Origin of the sequence: Flavobacterium sp. 9 (genome assembly GCF_002754195.1) — a bacterium.
GTDB lineage: Bacteria > Bacteroidota > Bacteroidia > Flavobacteriales > Flavobacteriaceae > Flavobacterium.
Genome location: NZ_PEEU01000001.1, coordinates 4,087,883 through 4,106,315, shown reverse-complemented (window position 1 = coordinate 4,106,315; position 18,433 = coordinate 4,087,883). Strand labels below are relative to the sequence as shown.

The window sequence follows — 18,433 nt, the reverse complement described above, 5'->3', positions numbered from 1 at the left end:
GGAGGTTTTAAAAACAAAAAACATGAAAATTAATACCGCCGAATTTATTATAAGTAATTCCGAAGTAGCAAAATGTCCACAGGATTTTTTGCCGGAATATGCTTTTATCGGACGATCTAACGTTGGTAAATCTTCGTTGATCAATATGCTTACCAATCATAAAAACTTAGCTAAAACTTCAGGAAGACCAGGAAAAACTCAGCTGATTAATCACTTTAAGATTAACAACAATTGGTTTTTGGTCGATTTACCAGGTTATGGTTATGCTAAAGTATCAAAAAAAACAAAATCGGTTTTTCAGCAATTTATAACTGATTATTTCGAAACAAGAGAACAGCTTGTTTGCGCTTTTGTTTTGATTGATATTCGCCATGAAGCTCAAAATATAGACATTGAATTCATGTCGTATATGGGAGAAAGTGAAATTCCGTTTTGTATTATCTTCACTAAAGCAGATAAAATCAGTAAGACTAAAGTGGACTCTCATATTGCAGCATACAAAAAACAAATGTTTGCCAATAACTGGGAAGAAATGCCACACTATTTTGTAACCTCAGCTACAGAATCAATAGGAAAAGATGATGTTTTAAATTATATTGACGAAGTAAATCAGGAAGTTTTTAAAAACAATTCGCAATTTTAAATTCCAACAGCTCACTCAACTGAGTCAAAAATATAAAATCCAAGTTCCAAACTTTATAATTGGAATTTGGATTTTTTTTATTGCTTTATTTTTAAAAAAATGTATGTTTTAAACTACATTTGAAGGAACCAAAACCTAATTCATGAAGAATATCAAACCAATCTTTTTTATTTTTTTTCTTTCTATTTTATTTTCATCGTGCTCAACAAAAACTTACATGTTTACTTCCGGACCAAGATCCGGTGTTGATTTTACTTCTGGAAAATGGTTATTAAATGAATTAGACAGTCCTAAAAACCAAAGAGATAAACTGACCGCAGAATCTTTAGAATTTTTCAAAAAGAAATTAGGTGAACGAGTATCTTATATTCACGACGTTAACGGATTACTTGTTCCCCGAAAAATTAGTTTCAACCCAAATAAAACAAAATTAAAGGAACTGAAAGAAGGAACTGGTTTTGATTTCTTTATCAATATTTCGACCAAAAAAAATAAAAGTGATTTCTCTTCGATTGAACTTTATCAATCTGATAACGAAACAGGAAGAAACGAAGCTTCTGTACTTGTCGAAATTTATGACTTGAACTTACAAGAAATTATTTACTCTCAAAATGTTGTTGGAGTTGCCAGAAAAACTAAAGACGAATCTGTGTGGGAAACAGAAAAATCAAGCAAACTTCTCGACAATGTAAAATTTTACAAAAGCTCAAATAAATTAATGACTGGAGCTTTAAAAAAGATATTGAAAGATCTCGACAAAAGATCTGTTAAATAGAAAAACCCCAAACTTCGGTTATAAAACTTGAAGTTTGGGGTTTTTTATTTATTAATTACTTTATTCCTTACACTTTTCCGGGATCATCAAAAGTATCCACCGGATCTGACTCCCTGCTTACTTCTTTATGATTCAAATCTTTCCATTCTTTATAGATTAAAAATTGATACAGTATATAAAACAGAGAATTAAAAAACCACAAATCAAGCACAAATGGTTCGGTAAAAATCACCCAATCAGTATTACCACTTAAAAAAATACTCAAACTACTTGCGAGATAAATGATCAATCCATTGCAGAAATACAAATAATTGTGTTTCGCCGTTTTAAAATTCTCAATCAAAAAAATTAACGCATACACAATTAACAACATTGAAGTTATTCCTATTTCAAATAAATTAAACCTCCAATAAAGATCAGGCGTTCTGGAATATTGAATTACTAATAGAATCAAAACCAATATTAGAAACGAAAGTATTATCCTTTTTAAAACAATATTCGAAAACAAACTATAGAAGAATATGCTCAAGGCAATAAATTGAAAAATGAAATAGTAATGAGAAAGGAAGAAATTAGATCCGGGGTAACAAAATCCAATAATATTACAAAGTAGTTCTTGTACAAACAAAAAAATTAAATAAATCATAATTATGATATATCGCACATCTTTGTTTTTTCGCGTTCTATAAAACCGAATACTGTTTATCAGTAAAAAAAACAATCCTAAAAGGCTTATAAAAAATGGAAACAACATATTATTCTTTTTTTTCAGATCATAAAACTATCTCAACTACAAATTACTTTTACCAAAAAGCAACTTTACGAACAAATGCTTTCTAAAGTTAAGATTTAAATTCTAAAAAAAGAATTACAAACGAAAAAATCCCAAATCCCCATCTTTACTATAGGAATTTGGGATTTCTTTATTGGAATTTTAAATTACTTTGTCAACTCTAGTTTTTCTGCAAAATAATCACAAAAATCTTTCATTGTATCTGACATCTTTTCATCGTCTGTTGCGCGCTTAAAAGTATCTGACATTGCAACCAAAGTCTGGTGAAAGAAAATCTTCATTTCATCAACCGGCATATCTTTTGTCCATAAATCAATACGCATCGTTTCTTTGGCTTTGCTGTCCCAAATAGACAACATTATTGCTTTTGCTTCTTCAGCTTGCACACCACCATCTTGTGCGCTCCATGTTAATTTTTCCGGAACGCGGTTTCCGTCCAATTCTATATTGAATCTAATTTCTGAGTTTATTGTATCTGACATTATTTCTTCGGTTTATATTTTGACTTTTCGAAAATTTCTTTTGGGTTTGTTTTTAATAATTCCGGCAACGTTACATTATTATTTTTCATATAAGATCGTACGATTTGCCAACCAATCCAGGCACCAACTCTTCCTGGAGAATCATTATCTATTTCTAAATAAAATTTAGAAAACGGAGCTGGTGTCATAAAACGTGTCGTCAATTTTGGATCCTGACTATATAGCATTTCGCTTTCTATAAAAAAACGCCACATATAGGCTTCATTTTCTTCACACCATTTTATTTGTTCCGGCTTATATCCTATTTTTTCAGCATCTGAATATTCAGGCAGAAGCAGATCTTTTGCATAAAGCTGTTTTCCGTCAAAAATCATCTTAGCAAGCAAATCTTTATCTGCAGAAGCAGGAATATTTCGATACGTAAAACTAGAAACCACATCTGGCATAATCTGATTTTCCTCGAAGTTTTCCTTTAGATAATTTGGAAACTCATAAAACTTATGATTTTTTCCCAAATACAATTCTAAGGCAACAATTACCAGACTGTCTGCATAAATTGCTTTAGAATTATAATCCATTTCTCCAATTACAGTAATAACTTTTGGCGTTTTAGTTTTAGGAAAATAATATTTTACATGCTGAAAAAGTGCATTGAATTTCTCCCGCACTGGTTCAAAATTGCTGTATTTTTTTTGCACTTCTGTATACACTTCTCTCCAAAGCGGATCTTGCATTCTCTTTAACCAAACACTATCATCATTTCCTGCCGGAAAAAAGAAAGGATATTCTCTTTTTAATTTAGCTAAATCCTCTGGTTTGCTTTCAAAAAAGGCTTTATCAAAACGTTCAACCTTAATATCAACCGGAATTTCTTCTACTGCTTTTTCAACTTTAGTTTTTTGATCACAGGACAAAAAAAACAAGCCCAGAACCACTACAAAGCGATATATTTTCATTTTATTTTAATTAGATTTGTGTTGCCTATATTTTAAATAAACGTTACTTAAAAATATTTGTGCAAATATACACCCCTGCATCTTAAATCTTGAACTATTATGGCTAAAAAAAGTACTATTCAAACAGAAAAAGTGAATAACCACATTGTAGAGTGGTTGAAAAATTATGCTAACAATGCAAAAGTAAATGGTTTTGTAATTGGAATTTCCGGCGGTGTTGACTCTGCTGTAACGTCTACATTATGTGCCCAGACCGGTTTGAAAGTTTTATGTGTAGAAATGCCAATTCACCAAGCCGAAAACCAAGTTTCGAGAGGAAGAGAACATATTGAGCAATTAAAAAAGCGTTTTCCGAATGTTTCAAACGTAGAAACGGATTTAACTGCCACTTTTGAAGCTTTTAAAAGTTCTGTACCAAAAACAGATGACGAAGCAAAAGTTAGCTTATCATTAGCTAATACACGTGCTCGTTTGCGAATGACTTCTTTATATTATTTGGCCGGAATTCACGGGTTATTAGTTGCTGGAACCGGGAACAAAGTAGAGGATTTTGGAGTAGGATTTTACACCAAATACGGAGATGGCGGAGTCGATTTAAGTCCAATTGCCGACTTAATGAAGTCGGATGTTTATGCTCTTGGAGAATTTTTAACCATTCCGCAATCAATTTTAACAGCTGCGCCAACTGATGGATTATTTGGAGATAATCGTACCGATGAAGACCAATTAGGAGCAAGTTATGACGAACTTGAATGGGCGATGTTAGCCGCGGAGTCAGGAAATACGCCAGCTGACTACAGTGGGAGAGAAAAATCTGTCTTTGAAATTTATAAACGTTTAAACACCAGTAACAAGCATAAAATGGACGCAATTCCGGTCTGCATTATACCAAAAACGTTAAAATAAAACTTTTTAACATTTGTCTGCAATTAATTACAGAATTTATTTATTAATTTTACAGTTCCAAAAACATGAACAATTCTAAAAAAGGTAAAAATTATGATTAAAGTATGTCTTGCAGACAATCATCCTGTGACTCACTTTGGCGTTAAGTCTTATTTTAAAGACCACGATCAAATTTCAATTGTTGCCAACGTAGGCAATTTTTCAATGGTTAGAGATATTCTTCAGACGAAGGAGATCGATATCCTAATTCTAGATCTAGAATTAGAAGGTCTCTCAAGTATTTTTGAAGTAAAATCTATTCTGAAAAACTTCCCAAAAACAAAAATTGTAATTTTTAGTGACCTCGCTGAACAAATGTACGCTCCAAATGCGATCAAAGCAGGAGTTTCTGGGTATGTGCACAAAACAGAAAAACTTGAAACTTTAGGTCTTTCTATTATTAAAGTACATGAAGGAAAAATTATCATCAACGAAACTGTGCGTAAAAACATGGCTCTTATTGCGAAACAAAGCAAAAGCGAACGTTTGTACAGAAAACTTTCTAATCGCGAGATCGAAGTTTTACGTTACTTAAGTGATGGTAAGAAAAACAATGAAATCTCTAAAATCTTAAACCTGAACGAAAAAACGATCAGTACTTACAAATTAAGATTATTGACTAAATTAAATGTTACTAATTTAGTAGATCTTGTTAACAAAGCAAAGACTTTAGAAATTATTTAATGGTATCTTGACATTACTCTTCCCAGTTTTTTCGAAAATGAATTAACTAGTTTTGAGTAATCAACCACCATCGACAAAAGCTCTGTATTATCTGAATTATCAGGTTGTATAGAGCTTTTTAATTCCTGGATGATTTTATCTACCAAAAACCAACGCATAGACATAATTGTTTCCGTAACATATTGCGCAATTGTTTCGTGCTTCATTTTCGAAAAAATGTTCTGCCCTTCCCAATCGTGAAGCGTCAATCGCTCATCTTCCATTAAAATATCCGTTACTTCCTGAGCAAAATCAGGCTGTAGACGCATTAAATATTGCTCTAAACTAAACTTTTCGTTTTGATTATAAAAGGCTATTAAATCCGTATAAATATCACGGAACAAATTATTTGATAGTTCTACCTCATCTTCCTGCAAACTCAAATAAATTCGTTGATGTACCTTATATTGTCTCATTTCAGAAACCATTATAACCTCACCTTCTTCATTATTCTTTAAAAGCACATCTTCAAATTCCTCCATTGTATCTCCGTAAAGCAATAAAATCTCAATCACTTTACGTTCTAAACGGTATAAAATATCAACTTTTTCTGTCTGCTGTGCTGGCGCAGCATATCCCGGTCCTCCCGGATAATAATCATCTGGTGGCCCTGTTCTTGGATCATCTGGATCTCCTCCTGAATATCCGGCATTAGCTGGAGGTTGGTTTCTAAAAACTTCAAAAGGTTTTTGTTCCTGCTTTTGTTTTTTATTAGCTTCTGTAATATCTTTTTGAATCAACTGCGCTAAAGTACTTACCAAAACCTGCTCAGAAATATCCATAATTCTGGCACATTCCTGAGTATAAACTTCACGCTGAATACGATCCGGAATTTTCGAAATACTAACAACCATATCACGAATCAAATCGGCTTTTTTTATAGGATCGTTTTTAGCTTCTTTCATTAAGAGAGATGCTTTAAACTGTATAAAATCTTTACTATTTTCTTCTAAATAGGCAACAAGATCATCATGCGAAGTTTTTCGCGCAAAACTATCAGGATCTTCTCCATCAGGAAAAGCACAAACTCTTACATTCATTCCTTCTTCAAGAATCAAATCGATTCCTCGAATGGCAGCACGTAAACCCGCCGCATCTCCATCAAAAAGTACTGTAATATTTCTTGTCAGACGATTAATTAAACGAATCTGATCCGGTGTTAAAGCTGTTCCAGAAGAAGCAACCACATTCTCGATTCCGGCTTGATGAAACTGAATTACATCTGTATAACCTTCAACCAAATAGCAATTGTTTTGTTTTGCTATCGACTGTTTCGCCTGAAAAATTCCGTAAAGCACTTTACTTTTATGGTAAATATCACTTTCGGGCGAGTTTAAATATTTTGCTGCTTTTTTATCATTCGTTAAGATACGTCCTCCAAATCCTAGAACACGTCCGGACATACTTTCAATAGGAAACATTACACGGCCTTTGAAACGGTCAAACGGTCGATCTTCTCTTGCAATTGTCAAACCGGTGCTTTCCAGAAATTCCAATTTATAACCTTTACCCAATGCTTCTTTTGTCAAAGCATCCCAGGTTTCAGGCGAATATCCTAAACTAAATTTTTTGATTGTTTCATTGGTAAAACCTCTTTCTTTAAAATAAGAGAGTCCAATTGCTTTTCCTTCTTCAGAATTTAAAAGCGTTTTATTAAAGTAATCTTTTGCAAATTCCGAAACCAAATACATACTTTCGCGAACATCCGTCATTGCTTTTTCAGCATCTGTTTGTTCCGTCTCTTCGATCTCAATATTGTACTTTCTAGCCAGGTATCGAATGGCTTCCGGATAGGTAAATTGTGAATGTTCCATTAAGAACTTAACAGAATTCCCTCCTTTTCCTGTACTAAAATCTTTCCAGATTCCTTTTGCAGGCGACACCATGAACGACGGAGAGCGCTCATCTGAGAATGGACTTAGACCTTTGTAGTTACTTCCTGCACGTTTTAAGTTAACATAATCACCAATAACCTCCTCTACTCGAGCAGTTTCAAAAACAGAATCAATTGTAGCTTGTGAAATCAAAACGTAAAATATTTAAAAAATTTGAAGTCTGTAAAAGTACACAAATCCATCTTGAAATCTGATGATTTCAAATAAAAAAAGTGCCTTTTTCAAGGCACTTTTTCCATTAACTAATCGATTGTATTCTTAATTTAAATCAAATCTTAATCCTAACGAAATATTATTTTCTTTTATTAAATTATCCTGAAACAATGGGTTCAAATCATATTTCACATACAAACTCATTTCTTTATATCCTATATAAGAACTTAATCCGTAAATAAAATTATTCACGTTGTAATCTCCTTTTATTGTTGTTTTATAATCTAAATCGTCTTGATCGTATTTCAGAATTTGTTTTGATTTTACGTTGATTCCAGCATATCCTCCAATTCCAAAACGGAAACTTTTATGTGTTCTAAAATACGTTTTTCCGTTAACTACTTTAGGCTTAGAAAAATCAAACTCTAAATGAACTGGCGCAACGATATAAACATTTCTAAAACGGGATTCATCTAAATTTATAGCATTTGTCTGCAACTCTGTTTGATTTCCGTTGACAACAAAACTGCGATTATCTGTTGGTCGTATATTATTGTACATCAATGAAAGTCCGTATTTAGCGTGCAATAAATTATCATTTTTCATTAATCTTGAATTATAGGTAAAACCCCATTCATAAAAATGCGAACCTATAAAACTGTAATTCGAATCCTGAAGTTTTCCATCGACCATCATATTATTCAAACCCATTGCAAATACAAATTGCGATGTTGTACGTTTTTCTCCGCGAATAGAATCTTTTCTTTTTTTATTCTCATTCCATTCTTTATCATTCCAATGAATAACCAAAGTATGTTTCTTTATCGAATCTCCTTCTTTGATTTTTCCGTCTACTTTTTGCTGAACCAAATCATTCAGTTCATTTTGAGCTTCAGTTACTTTTTGCTCAATAATTGTAGCTCTGACTTCCGCTAATTCTTTTTTGCGTTTATCAGCTTGTTCCTGCGTAATTTTCCCTTCAGATAACTGAACATTTACGGCTTCAACTTCTTCTTTTAACGTTGCTTTTTCTTCCTTAGTTATCTTTTCTATTTTGTTAGCAATCTGCCTTGCTTTCGATTCAAAAGTTTCCTGTCCAAGTACTTTACTAACAAATAGAAAAATAAGGATAACGAGATAAATGGTAAAATTTTTCATGATTGATTGATTTTTTAAAATTGATTGATGATGATTATTAATTGTTAATTATTGATGATTAATTGTTGATTGCGAAATGTTGATTATCGATTGTAAAATGTGAAATGTGAAATATAGATTGCGAAATGTGAAATATGAATCCCATCTACATCGGGTTAAAACCCGACGCTACAATATGGATCGTTCCTCCGGAACTAAAAATCTATACTCTATATTCTTTCCTCTACACTCTTGCTTCTTTACTCTTTCTTCTTTACTCTTTCTTCTTTACTCTTTCTTCTTTACTCTTTACTCTTGATTCTATATCCTCTACTCTTGCTGATTCCGATTTGCTAAAGCCACTTTTACTGTCTGGTAATTTTTATTGACTTTTGTTATTACTTTTTCTCTAAACGAAAGTTCTAATTCACCATCGACCTGATTTAATAAATCGTTGGCATTTATTTTAATTTTTGCTTTTGGTTTAACCGAATTCTGTGCAACAACAGTTTTTTCGGCAGAATCTAACAACTGATCTACATTCTCTTTTTTAAAAGTTTCGACAATTGGATTCGCATTATTGATTGATTGTTTTTCTTGATTGTTTTTGATGATGATTGAAGACTCCGCTATTTGATTTTTCTCATTTTTTATCGTTTGATTTAGGTTTTGTTTTAAAGTATCAGGCTTATTTTTTCCTTCTTTTTCTGAAATTTGTGTTGCCGTTTTTTCTGAAACTGCCACTTCTTCTTTAGCAGAATTGGGTACATTTAAAATTGGTTTTTCAACCGAATCTTTCTTAGCATTTTCTTCTATTACAACCGTTTCTTTAGGAGTTTCAATAACACTTTTCTTCTGATTAAAAAAGAAAGTTCCAACTAACAAGAAACCAACAATACTTGCAGCGATATAAAGCCATTTTCGGCTTTTTGGAGCCTGCAGTGAGCGAAGTCGAACTGTCGGTTTCTTTTCTTCAGCAACACTCAACATTGCGTCTAATCTATCCCAGGCTTTATTGCTTGGTTCGATCTGACGTTCGTTTAGCTTTTCACGGAAATCCTTTTCAAAATTATTCGGTTCCATTATCTTGTTTTTTTAATGTATTAATTTGTGTTTGCAGCATTTTTCTGGCGTGCGATAATTGCGATTTCGATGTTCCTTCATTAATTCCTAACATCTTGGCAATTTCATTGTGTTTGTATCCTTCTATGGCGTATAAATTGAAAACCATTTTGTAACCGTCCGGTAAAGCGTCTATTAAAAACTGAATCTGATCTGTCGAAAACTTGCTGTCAATTGCATTGAAACTTTCTTCGACATAAATCTCATCTTCGGTAAACTTTACTTTTTTCTGAACTCTTAAATAAGAGATACATTCGTTGACCATAATTCTACGAATCCAACCTTCAAAACTTCCTTTATTTTCAAATTTGTTTAAGTTGGTAAACACTTTCATAAAAGCTGTTATCATTACGTCTTCTGCCAATTGAATGTCTTTTATATATTGTCGACAAACACTCAACATCTTTGGTGAAAACCGACTGTATATTTGCTGTTGTGCTTGCCGATTATTTTCGACAGCCAACTTTATAATTTCGGTTTCTTCTTGATGTAAATGAATAATTTTCATTAATAAGCTTTCTGGTTTTTGGTTTTGCAATGGTCTTCTATTAGCATAGACGATTGTCGATTCAAAATGGTTGCATCGGGGTTGAAAAAATTTTAAAAATAAATTCTAAATTCCAAAACTATAATAGATTCTTGGTTTTAGAATCATATTGTTGAAAATAAAAATATATAAATTATATTTGATTAATAGTTTAATAGAAATGGGAAGAACAACAGAGTTTTTTAAATTAAATGCTGAAAAAGCAAAAACTAATTTAATTTTAGATTTACATTCTAAAACTAAATTTAAAAAGTCTTTTGAAGATTTTATTATTGAAAGAAAAAATGAGTTTCGAGATGATTTTGATGTAACATTTGACAATGTAATTCAAAAAGTCAGTTCTAATATTAATACTATTCTCCCAAGCGAATTATGGGAGTTGACTTTTTGGCTTAGCGAAATTGAATATGAAAGAAGAACTTTTCAAGGAGAAAGCTATGAGAAATTGTATGATGAATTATACATCAATAACGGCATCGAATCACTATATGAATTACAAAACAGAAATGCCTATGGTTTTATGTTCCAATATGGAAATTTTACTGATTACTTCGAATTAAATGAAGTAAGAGAAATGGATTCTGGACACAATGTAGATACTAAAGATTTTATACGCTTTTTAGATTACATGATTCTTTTAATGAAAAAGATTATAGAAGCTGATTTAGATAAAAGTGAATATAAACACTTATTTTCTAAAGAAGAAATCGAAGAAATATCCAAAATTGAAAATTTAAATCAAGAAAACAAATTGTTATTTGAAAGAATAGAGGCTGAATTTGTTTGGTTAAAGCAAAATTTTCTCAAAGAAAAAGAGGAAGAAGATTTAGACAAAAACTATAACTCAAGAGATCCTGATTACGCTACTATTTTTTGCGCTGACTGGTTTCTTGAAAACTGTATTAGAATGAAAAAAGAAATAGAAGAAATAAATACTAATATCTTAATAGTAGATTCGATCTAAAATTATTTTTTTCTTTCAATAACGTAGTTCACCATTAAAATAAGGGCATCTTTAAACTCAGAATCTTCGAAATTTTGAAGTAACGAAAGAGCTTCTTGTTGGAATTCTACCATTTTATTTTCGGCGTAAGCCAAACCATTATTGTTTTTCACAAAGGCAATAACTTCTTTGACGCGTTTTTTGTCTTTATTGTGGTTTTTGATGGAGTTTATCAACCACTTTTTTTCTTGCGGAGTACAAGTATTTAAAACATGAATTAACGGCAAAGTCATTTTTTGCTCCTTAATATCAATTCCTGTTGGTTTACCAATGGCTTCTTCGCTATAATCGAATAAGTCGTCTTTGATTTGAAAAGCCATTCCGATAAGCTCACCAAATTTGCGCATATTCTCAACCTGAGCATCATCTTCAATTACTGATTTTGCACCAAGAGCACAACAAGCAGCAATAAGTGTAGCGGTCTTTTTGCGGATGATTTCATAATATACTTCTTCGGTAATATCAAGTCTGCGGGCTTTTTCGATTTGAAGTAATTCTCCTTCGCTCATTTCACGAACTGCGACAGAAATAATTCGGAGTAAATCAAAATCACCATTATCTATAGAAAGTAACAAACCTTTAGACAATAAATAATCACCAACTAAAACGGCAATTTTATTTTTCCAAAGTGCATTTATAGAGAAAAATCCGCGACGACGATTACTATCATCCACGACATCATCATGAACCAAAGTTGCGGTATGAATAAGCTCAATTACAGATGCACCACGATAAGTTCTCTCATTTACGATGCCTTCTGAAACCATTTTTGCAGTCAGAAAAACAAACATCGGACGCATTTGTTTCCCTTTTCTGTTTACGATATAATAGGTAATACGGTTCAGTAAAGCCACCTTTGAGGTCATCGATTCATGGAACTTTTTTTCAAAAAGTTCCATCTCGTTAAAAATGGGCTGTTTTATTTGAGAAGTAATATTCATTTCGATTCCAAATATACTATTTTAAATAAAAAAACGTTGTCTATTTTAAGTTAGTATAACAATAATTTAAGTATTAACTCAAAAAAACTCTACCAAGAACATTTTTTATAAAGCCTAATTTGAATTCATTTTTTAAAAGTAAAACCACTTAAACTATTTACTATGAAAACAAAAGTTTTATTTATTGGAACATTAGTCGCTTTATCTTTTTTTGTTAGTTGCAATTCTGATGAAAAAACAAATGACGGAACTACTGCGGCAATTTCGAACAGTGAAATTATTACAACTTCTAAAATTGATGCTTCAATTGAGGATGTAACTAATATTGCCGAAGATCAATTTAACGCACAACAAAATAGTACTGCTAAACCTGGCGGTCCTGTAAAAAACTTTTTGCCGAGTTGTGCTACTATTACAACAGTTTTAACGAATAATACATGGACAAAAACAGTCGATTTTGGTGTTGAAGGATGCACGCTTGATAACGGAAATGTGGTTAAAGGAAAAATGGTTGTCTCGTTTGCCAACGATTTTTCTTCTTCTACACAAACGATTAGTTATACTTTTGACGGTTTTTATCATAATGGCAAAAAACTTCAGGGAAGCAAAAGCATCGTTAGAACTATAAAAACAACTAACTTATTAGCAACAGCACATCCGGTTTCTACCGCAACTGTTGATATGACTATTACTTTTGATGATGGCGGTGTATATACCAGAAAAGGTTCGTTGGTAAAAGAAATGGTTGCGGGTTATGATACTTGGTTTAATTGGGAAGACAATGCTTTTTTAGTAACCGGCAGTGGAACGACTACTTTTCCTAACGGAGATACTTTTTCGGCAGAAATCACAACTCCTCTTGAATTTGACGCATCATGCAGAAAACCATTTGCTGTAAAAGGTGTTGTTTCTATTACCAAAAACGGAGCTACTGCGGTTCTTGATTATGGCGATGGAAATTGCGATACTCTTGCCAAAGTAACCAAAGATGGTGTAACGGAAGAAATTGATTTGAAAAAATAAGAATCCTTTTTGCCCAAAAAAAGCATTAAGAACAAGAGTTATTCTTGTTCTTAATGCTTTTTTTTATAAAATGATGCGATCAGATGTTCCTATGGAACAAATTGACTTTATCAATATTTTTTTTCCTACCGATCAATTATTCCTAGTGGAATATTTTTTGATATTATAGACTAATCTAAATCAATTATTCCTGGCGGAATAATCCTCTACATATCGGCTTCTTTGTTTGCCAATTGTCCGCAAGCTGCATCAATATCTTTTCCGCGGCTGCGACGAACTTTTACGACAACTCCAATATTTTCTAAAGCTTTTATATACGCCATAATAGATTCTTCTGACGCTTGTTGAAATTCTCCGTCATCTATTGGGTTATATTCGATTAAATTCACTTTACACGGCACATATTTACAAAATTTCACTAGTGCATCTATCGAAGCTTTATCGTCATTGATTCCTTTCCAAACTACATATTCGTATGAAATCTTATTTTTTGTTTTTCTGTACCAATATTCCAATGATTCTCTCAAATCTGCCAATGGGAAATTTTTGCTGAAAGGCATAATTCGCGCACGAACTTCATCAATTGCCGAGTGTAAAGAAACTGCCAATTTGAATTTTACATCATCATCAGCCATTTTTTTAATCATTTTTGGAATTCCGGACGTCGAAACCATGATACGCTTCGGAGACATTCCTAAACCTTCTGGCGACGTGATCATATCAATGGCTTTGATTACATTATTGTAATTCATCAAAGGTTCTCCCATTCCCATAAAAACAATATTCGAAAGCGGATGATTGTGATACAAACGGCTTTCTTTATCAATTGCGATAACCTGATCGTAGATTTCTCCCGGTTCCAGATTACGCATTCTTTTTAGGCGCGAAGTTGCACAGAAATTACAATCTAAACTACAACCAACCTGACTTGAAACACAAGCTGTTGTTCTTGTTTCGGTTGGAATCAAAACTGATTCTACTACTAAACCATCATGTAAACGAACGGCATTTTTTACGGTTCCGTCGCTGCTGCGTTGCATTGTATCAACCTTAATATGATTGATTACAAAATTATCTTCAAGCATAGAACGCGTTGCTTTGGCAACATTCGTCATATCCTCAAAACTATGTGCTCCTTTGCTCCATAACCATTCATAGACCTGATTTCCGCGAAAAGGTTTGTCATTATTTGCGACAAAAAAATCTCGCAATTGATCTTTTGATAAGGCTCTTATGTCTTTTTTCTCGATTTGCATGGTGCAAAGTTACTGATTTTTTCCTTAAAACTTCTGACGTTGTACTGAAGCTTAACACCTAATAAAGACCTCTTTTTTATTGTGCCAAATAATCCTCTTTACTTAAAACATGTCCTTAGATCGCTACAATAATTTTAGCTATTTAATAAATTCTCAACAATGATTTTTATCATCTTCTTTACTATTTGTTCGTAATAAATTTGATCTAAGAAATAAAAGCAGGCTATTAAATATAGTTTCCCTATTTCCAAAAACAAACTAATACCATATCAAAATGAAAACAATTAAATCAATTTTATTGACAGTGATTTTTACAACATTGTCATTCCAAACAAATGCACAAAGAAACTATACTATGGCAAAATCAACTTTTGAAGTTGCCGGAACTTCAAATGTACACGATTGGGTAATGAAATCTACAGAAGGAAATGGTACCGCTAACTTAACTGCTACAGATTCTAAACTAATTGATATAAATAGCTTAACTATTACACTATTGGCAGAAAGCATAAAAAGCAGTAAAGGAAGTATGGATGACGTTGCTTATGAAACTCTCGACACAAAAACACACAAAAACATTAAATACGTTTTAAAATCTGCTAATAAAATAAACGAAACGACCTGGAGTTTTACCGGGACTTATACTATTGCAGGAATCAGCCGAGAGTACAAAACTTTAGTAAATATAGCAGCCGGCAATGGAATTTTTATTTTAAAAGGATCTAACCAAATCACTTTTTCAGATTTTGGGATGTCTACCCCAACAGCGGCACTTGGAGTTGTAAGAGCCGGAAAAGAATTAACAATAATGTTCAATATTACTTTAAACGACTACGCTAAAAACGACAATGTTCTGGTTATCAAATAATAAATCAGCAAGATCTCTATTTTTAAATATTGAATTTAATTTCTGGTAAAAAACTAAAAATTAATTCATCCGAAAAATAATTATTGATCGGATCAAAAAAACTAAAGTTTGGCACAAGAATTGTTTTTCTCTCAAAAGGAAAATAATCTTACAAAGCGCGCAATCATTTTAAAATTTGTATCTTTATTTTTCAGCTTTATAACCTTTAAATTTTTATAACCTAAAAAAAGATCATTCATTATGAAAAAACAAATTTTAAGCTTGGCTGTTGTTGCTTTACTAGCATTCGCTGTACAATCATGTGAAAAAAAAGAGCCAAAACCAGCAGAAGATGAACTAACTCTTGGAAACAAAGTTGATTCTCTAACAACAGATATTAAAGAGGTAAAAGACAGCGCTGTTACTAAAACAGAAGCTGCTGCGCAAGACGTAAAAGATGCTACTAAAAAAGCAGCTGACGATGTCGAAAATGCTGCTAAAAAAACAGCGACTGACGTAAAAGACGCAACAAAAAAAGGAGCTGAAAAAGTAGAAAATGCTGCGAAAGCTGCGAAAGACGGAACAGTAAAAACTGCCAAAGATGTTAATGACGCTTTGAAAAAATAATCTTTTCCGAATTCAACATTGAAACCATTCCGCAAAACGGAATGGTTTTTTTATGCAAAAAAGTGAGCCAATATTTTTCGTATTTTTGCTTTCTAAATTTGAATACAATACAAGATGCATTTTATATCACAAGACTTAGAAGATTATATCGAGCAACATTCTGAAAACGAACCGGAATTACTAGCTAAACTTAACAAAGAAACTTACCAGAAAATCCTTTTGCCAAGAATGTTAAGCGGACATTTTCAAGGTCGCGTTTTAAGTATGTTATCTAAATTAATTCGTCCGGTTAATATTCTTGAAATCGGAACTTATACGGGTTATGCTGCTTTGTGTTTATGCGAAGGAATGCAGGAAAACGGGCAATTACATACGATTGACATAAAAGAAGAATTGGTAGATTTTCAGCGTAAATATTTTGACGCATCTCCTTGGGGAAAACAAATTTTCCAGCATTTAGGAGAAGCTGTCGATATTATTCCAACTCTGGATGTCAAGTTTGATTTGGTTTTTATCGATGCCGACAAAGAAAATTACTTAAACTACTGGGAAATGATTGTTCCAAAAATGAATAAAGGAGGAATCATTTTATCTGATAATGTTTTATGGAGCGGTAAAATTTTAGAACCGGTTCACCCAAATGATATAAGTACAAAAGTGCTTTTAGAATACAATTTACTTTTGAAAAATGACCCAAGAGTTGAAACCGTTTTATTGCCTATTCGTGATGGTTTGACGGTTAGTAGAGTACTTTAGGAAAAAGGTTCTGAGGTTCTGAGACACTAAGTTTCTAATTTTTTTCTATAGATAATTACAAAAAAAATGATTTCAAAATGATTTCAAAATGAATTCTTTAAACAAAATAAATTCCGAAGGCTTTGCAATTATTAATAATATTTATTCTGAAAATGAAGTCGAAAAACTAATTTCATTAATTGAGAATGTAACCGAAAATGCTTCTGAAAATGCAACATTTAGAAAATCTCAGGATTTATTTGCTATTAGACAATTTCACAAAGAAATTCCGGAAACATTACCTTTTATTTTCAATCAGAATTTAGAGAATATTATTGAATCTAATTTTGGAAAAGGATATTTTATTACTAAATCTATTTATTTTGATAAGCCTGAAAAATCGAATTGGTTTGTCGCTTATCATCAGGATTTGACTATTTCAGTAGACAAAAAAGCTGATATAGAAAACTTTGAAAATTGGACGACAAAACAAAATCAATTTGCGGTTCAGCCTCCAAAAGAAATTCTGGAAAACAATTTCACGATCAGAATTCATATTGATAAAACCACAAAAGATAATGGCGCTTTGAAAGTCATTAATAACTCTCATTCCAAAGGAATTTTGAGAATTGAAAATCTGGACTTTGAAAACGAAAAAGAAACAATCTGCGAAGTCGAAAAAGGTGGAATTATGATTATGAAACCGTTATTATTTCATGCTTCAAATAAAACTACTAATAACGAAAGAAGAAGAGTTATTCATATAGAGTTCAGTAATCAGCAACTTCCTGATGGATTGGAATGGAGCGAAAAGGCTTTTGAAAAAGGTTCTGAGATTCTGAGACACTAAGCCTCTGAACTTTCAAAAACTATTCTTAAAAATTTTGCGGTTTATCAAATTCTCTGATGTTTGTCATTTCGACCGTAGGGAGAAATCACACGAGAAGCTCGACATAGATTGGCGATTTTGATTGCGGAGTTTCTAGTGTGATTTCTCCCTACGGTCGAAATAACAAATCAGACGTAAATAGATAATATTAAAAAAAGGCTTTAGCCAAAACATTGCGTTTTGCTGAAGCCTTTTATATTGAGTTGAATTTTTAACCTTCCAACTGAATTAGGAAGTAATTCAAAAACTGATATATTATTTGATCTTAAATTTTCTTTTGAAACTAGGTTTCTAGCCCAGATAGAAGCGGCATCCTTTTGTTTTTTTCTTTAAAAAACAAAAGATATAGCGAATAGCTGGAAATAGCTCCTAAAAATTATCCCGGAAAATATTGCGGTTTTAATTTTCGATATACCAAATACAGTAAAAATCCGAAAAGTGCTCCAAAGAAATATCCTGTAAGAATGTCTCCCGGATAATGCAATCCTAAATAAATACGGCTATAAGCAAAGATTAATGGCCATAAAAACAAGAATCCTAAATACTTAAAATAACGTCTTAAAACCAAGAATAAAAACGTCGCAACTGCCATTGTATTGGCTGCATGACCAGAGAAAAAACTATATGATTGTCTAACCTGAACAACACGAATAATAGTATTGATTTCGGGATTATTACACGGGCGTAAACGTTGAAAGTTGTATTTGAATAAATTGGTAACCTGATCTGTAAAGGTTAACAAAACGGCAATAAATAGTACAATAAACAAGGTTTGTTTTCCTCCTACTTTTTTATAAATAAGATAGAAAAGTAATAGAAAAAATGGCGTCCAATTTAACTGGCTTGTAATAATAAGCCAAAGTTTATCGTATGTTTCAGAACCTAGACCATTAAGATAAATGAGTAATTCAGTATCTAATTGTTTTATTTTTTCAAGCATA

At 32.2% G+C, this 18,433-nt stretch carries 20 protein-coding genes; 10 read left to right on the top strand and 10 right to left on the bottom strand.

Annotated elements, in window-relative coordinates; all coding sequences use genetic code 11:
• Window positions 1-22 precede the first annotated feature (22 nt).
• Both yihA and CLU81_RS16995 read left to right on the top strand, forming a co-directional pair.
• Window positions 23-643 carry a ribosome biogenesis GTP-binding protein YihA/YsxC gene (gene yihA / locus CLU81_RS17000; protein ID WP_055094971.1) on the top strand — a complete coding sequence of 207 codons (621 nt, stop codon included), beginning with the start codon at window positions 23-25 and terminating at the stop codon, window positions 641-643.
• A gap of 142 nt (window positions 644-785) precedes the next feature.
• Window positions 786-1,418, top strand: coding sequence for a hypothetical protein (locus tag CLU81_RS16995; RefSeq protein ID WP_099710896.1), 633 nt, complete (start codon window positions 786-788; stop codon window positions 1,416-1,418).
• A gap of 67 nt (window positions 1,419-1,485) precedes the next feature.
• Here CLU81_RS16995 and CLU81_RS16990 read toward each other — a convergent pair whose 3' ends face one another.
• The 3 genes from CLU81_RS16990 to gldB all read right to left on the bottom strand — a co-directional run bounded on the left by CLU81_RS16990 (window position 1,486) and on the right by gldB (window position 3,649).
• Window positions 1,486-1,947, bottom strand: coding sequence for a hypothetical protein (locus CLU81_RS16990; RefSeq protein ID WP_144444512.1), 462 nt, complete (start codon window positions 1,945-1,947; stop codon window positions 1,486-1,488).
• Window positions 1,948-2,357: 410 nt separating this feature from the next.
• Window positions 2,358-2,693, bottom strand: coding sequence for a gliding motility protein GldC (gene gldC / locus CLU81_RS16985; protein ID WP_165877224.1), 336 nt, complete (start codon window positions 2,691-2,693; stop codon window positions 2,358-2,360).
• Entirely contained in the window at window positions 2,693-3,649 is a 957-nt protein-coding gene (gene gldB, locus CLU81_RS16980) for a gliding motility lipoprotein GldB (RefSeq protein WP_099710894.1), read from the bottom strand. The genes gldC and gldB overlap by 1 nt, the downstream gene beginning before the upstream one ends.
• Window positions 3,650-3,748: 99 nt before the next feature.
• On the opposite strand from gldB, the gene nadE reads away from it, so the two are divergent.
• Window positions 3,749-4,555: an NAD(+) synthase gene (gene nadE, locus CLU81_RS16975; protein ID WP_099710893.1), complete on the top strand. Its 807-nt coding sequence runs from the start codon at window positions 3,749-3,751 to the stop codon at window positions 4,553-4,555.
• Window positions 4,556-4,648: 93 nt separating this feature from the next.
• Entirely contained in the window at window positions 4,649-5,278 is a 630-nt protein-coding gene (locus CLU81_RS16970) for a response regulator transcription factor (RefSeq protein WP_026730588.1), read from the top strand.
• On the opposite strand, the gene dnaG is transcribed toward CLU81_RS16970, so the two are convergent.
• The 4 genes from dnaG to CLU81_RS16950 form a co-directional block, all read right to left on the bottom strand.
• A complete protein-coding gene (gene dnaG / locus CLU81_RS16965) occupies window positions 5,275-7,344 on the bottom strand; it encodes a DNA primase (RefSeq protein ID WP_099710892.1) in 2,070 nt (689 codons plus the stop codon). The genes CLU81_RS16970 and dnaG overlap by 4 nt on opposite strands.
• A gap of 126 nt (window positions 7,345-7,470) precedes the next feature.
• Entirely contained in the window at window positions 7,471-8,523 is a 1,053-nt protein-coding gene (locus CLU81_RS16960; protein ID WP_099710891.1) for a hypothetical protein, read from the bottom strand.
• 309 nt (window positions 8,524-8,832) lie between these two features.
• The gene (locus CLU81_RS16955; RefSeq protein WP_099710890.1) at window positions 8,833-9,585 is read right to left on the bottom strand and encodes a hypothetical protein; all 753 of its coding nucleotides are present in this window, start codon (window positions 9,583-9,585) and stop codon (window positions 8,833-8,835) included.
• Window positions 9,572-10,132 (bottom strand): RNA polymerase sigma factor, encoded by a 561-nt coding sequence (locus tag CLU81_RS16950; protein ID WP_099710889.1) that lies wholly within the window; start codon window positions 10,130-10,132, stop codon window positions 9,572-9,574. Before CLU81_RS16950 ends, CLU81_RS16955 begins: the two co-directional genes overlap by 14 nt.
• Window positions 10,133-10,331: 199 nt before the next feature.
• Between CLU81_RS16950 and CLU81_RS16945 the strand changes: the two genes are divergently transcribed.
• Complete coding sequence (locus tag CLU81_RS16945) at window positions 10,332-11,135, top strand: hypothetical protein (RefSeq protein WP_099710888.1); 804 nt, start codon at window positions 10,332-10,334, stop codon at window positions 11,133-11,135.
• Between the two features lie 2 nt (window positions 11,136-11,137).
• Here the strand turns inward: CLU81_RS16945 and CLU81_RS16940 are convergent, their stop codons facing one another.
• Window positions 11,138-12,115 carry a polyprenyl synthetase family protein gene (locus CLU81_RS16940; RefSeq protein ID WP_099710887.1) on the bottom strand — a complete coding sequence of 326 codons (978 nt, stop codon included), beginning with the start codon at window positions 12,113-12,115 and terminating at the stop codon, window positions 11,138-11,140.
• A gap of 162 nt (window positions 12,116-12,277) precedes the next feature.
• On the opposite strand from CLU81_RS16940, the gene CLU81_RS16935 reads away from it, so the two are divergent.
• Window positions 12,278-13,138 carry a hypothetical protein gene (locus CLU81_RS16935; RefSeq protein WP_099710886.1) on the top strand — a complete coding sequence of 287 codons (861 nt, stop codon included), beginning with the start codon at window positions 12,278-12,280 and terminating at the stop codon, window positions 13,136-13,138.
• Between the two features lie 206 nt (window positions 13,139-13,344).
• Here the strand turns inward: CLU81_RS16935 and rlmN are convergent, their stop codons facing one another.
• On the bottom strand, window positions 13,345-14,394 hold the full coding sequence (gene rlmN, locus CLU81_RS16930; protein WP_099710885.1) for a 23S rRNA (adenine(2503)-C(2))-methyltransferase RlmN: 1,050 nt from the start codon (window positions 14,392-14,394) through the stop codon (window positions 13,345-13,347).
• Window positions 14,395-14,668: 274 nt separating this feature from the next.
• On the opposite strand from rlmN, the gene CLU81_RS16925 reads away from it, so the two are divergent.
• The 4 genes from CLU81_RS16925 to CLU81_RS16910 all read left to right on the top strand — a co-directional run bounded on the left by CLU81_RS16925 (window position 14,669) and on the right by CLU81_RS16910 (window position 17,453).
• Entirely contained in the window at window positions 14,669-15,262 is a 594-nt protein-coding gene (locus CLU81_RS16925) for a YceI family protein (protein ID WP_099710884.1), read from the top strand.
• Between the two features lie 240 nt (window positions 15,263-15,502).
• Window positions 15,503-15,868, top strand: coding sequence for a hypothetical protein (locus CLU81_RS16920; protein ID WP_099710883.1), 366 nt, complete (start codon window positions 15,503-15,505; stop codon window positions 15,866-15,868).
• A gap of 114 nt (window positions 15,869-15,982) precedes the next feature.
• Window positions 15,983-16,624: an O-methyltransferase gene (locus tag CLU81_RS16915; RefSeq protein WP_099710882.1), complete on the top strand. Its 642-nt coding sequence runs from the start codon at window positions 15,983-15,985 to the stop codon at window positions 16,622-16,624.
• Window positions 16,625-16,712: 88 nt separating this feature from the next.
• Window positions 16,713-17,453 carry a phytanoyl-CoA dioxygenase family protein gene (locus CLU81_RS16910; protein WP_099710881.1) on the top strand — a complete coding sequence of 247 codons (741 nt, stop codon included), beginning with the start codon at window positions 16,713-16,715 and terminating at the stop codon, window positions 17,451-17,453.
• Between the two features lie 415 nt (window positions 17,454-17,868).
• Here CLU81_RS16910 and CLU81_RS16905 read toward each other — a convergent pair whose 3' ends face one another.
• Window positions 17,869-18,432 carry a phosphatase PAP2 family protein gene (locus tag CLU81_RS16905; RefSeq protein ID WP_099710880.1) on the bottom strand — a complete coding sequence of 188 codons (564 nt, stop codon included), beginning with the start codon at window positions 18,430-18,432 and terminating at the stop codon, window positions 17,869-17,871.
• Window position 18,433 lies beyond the last annotated feature (1 nt).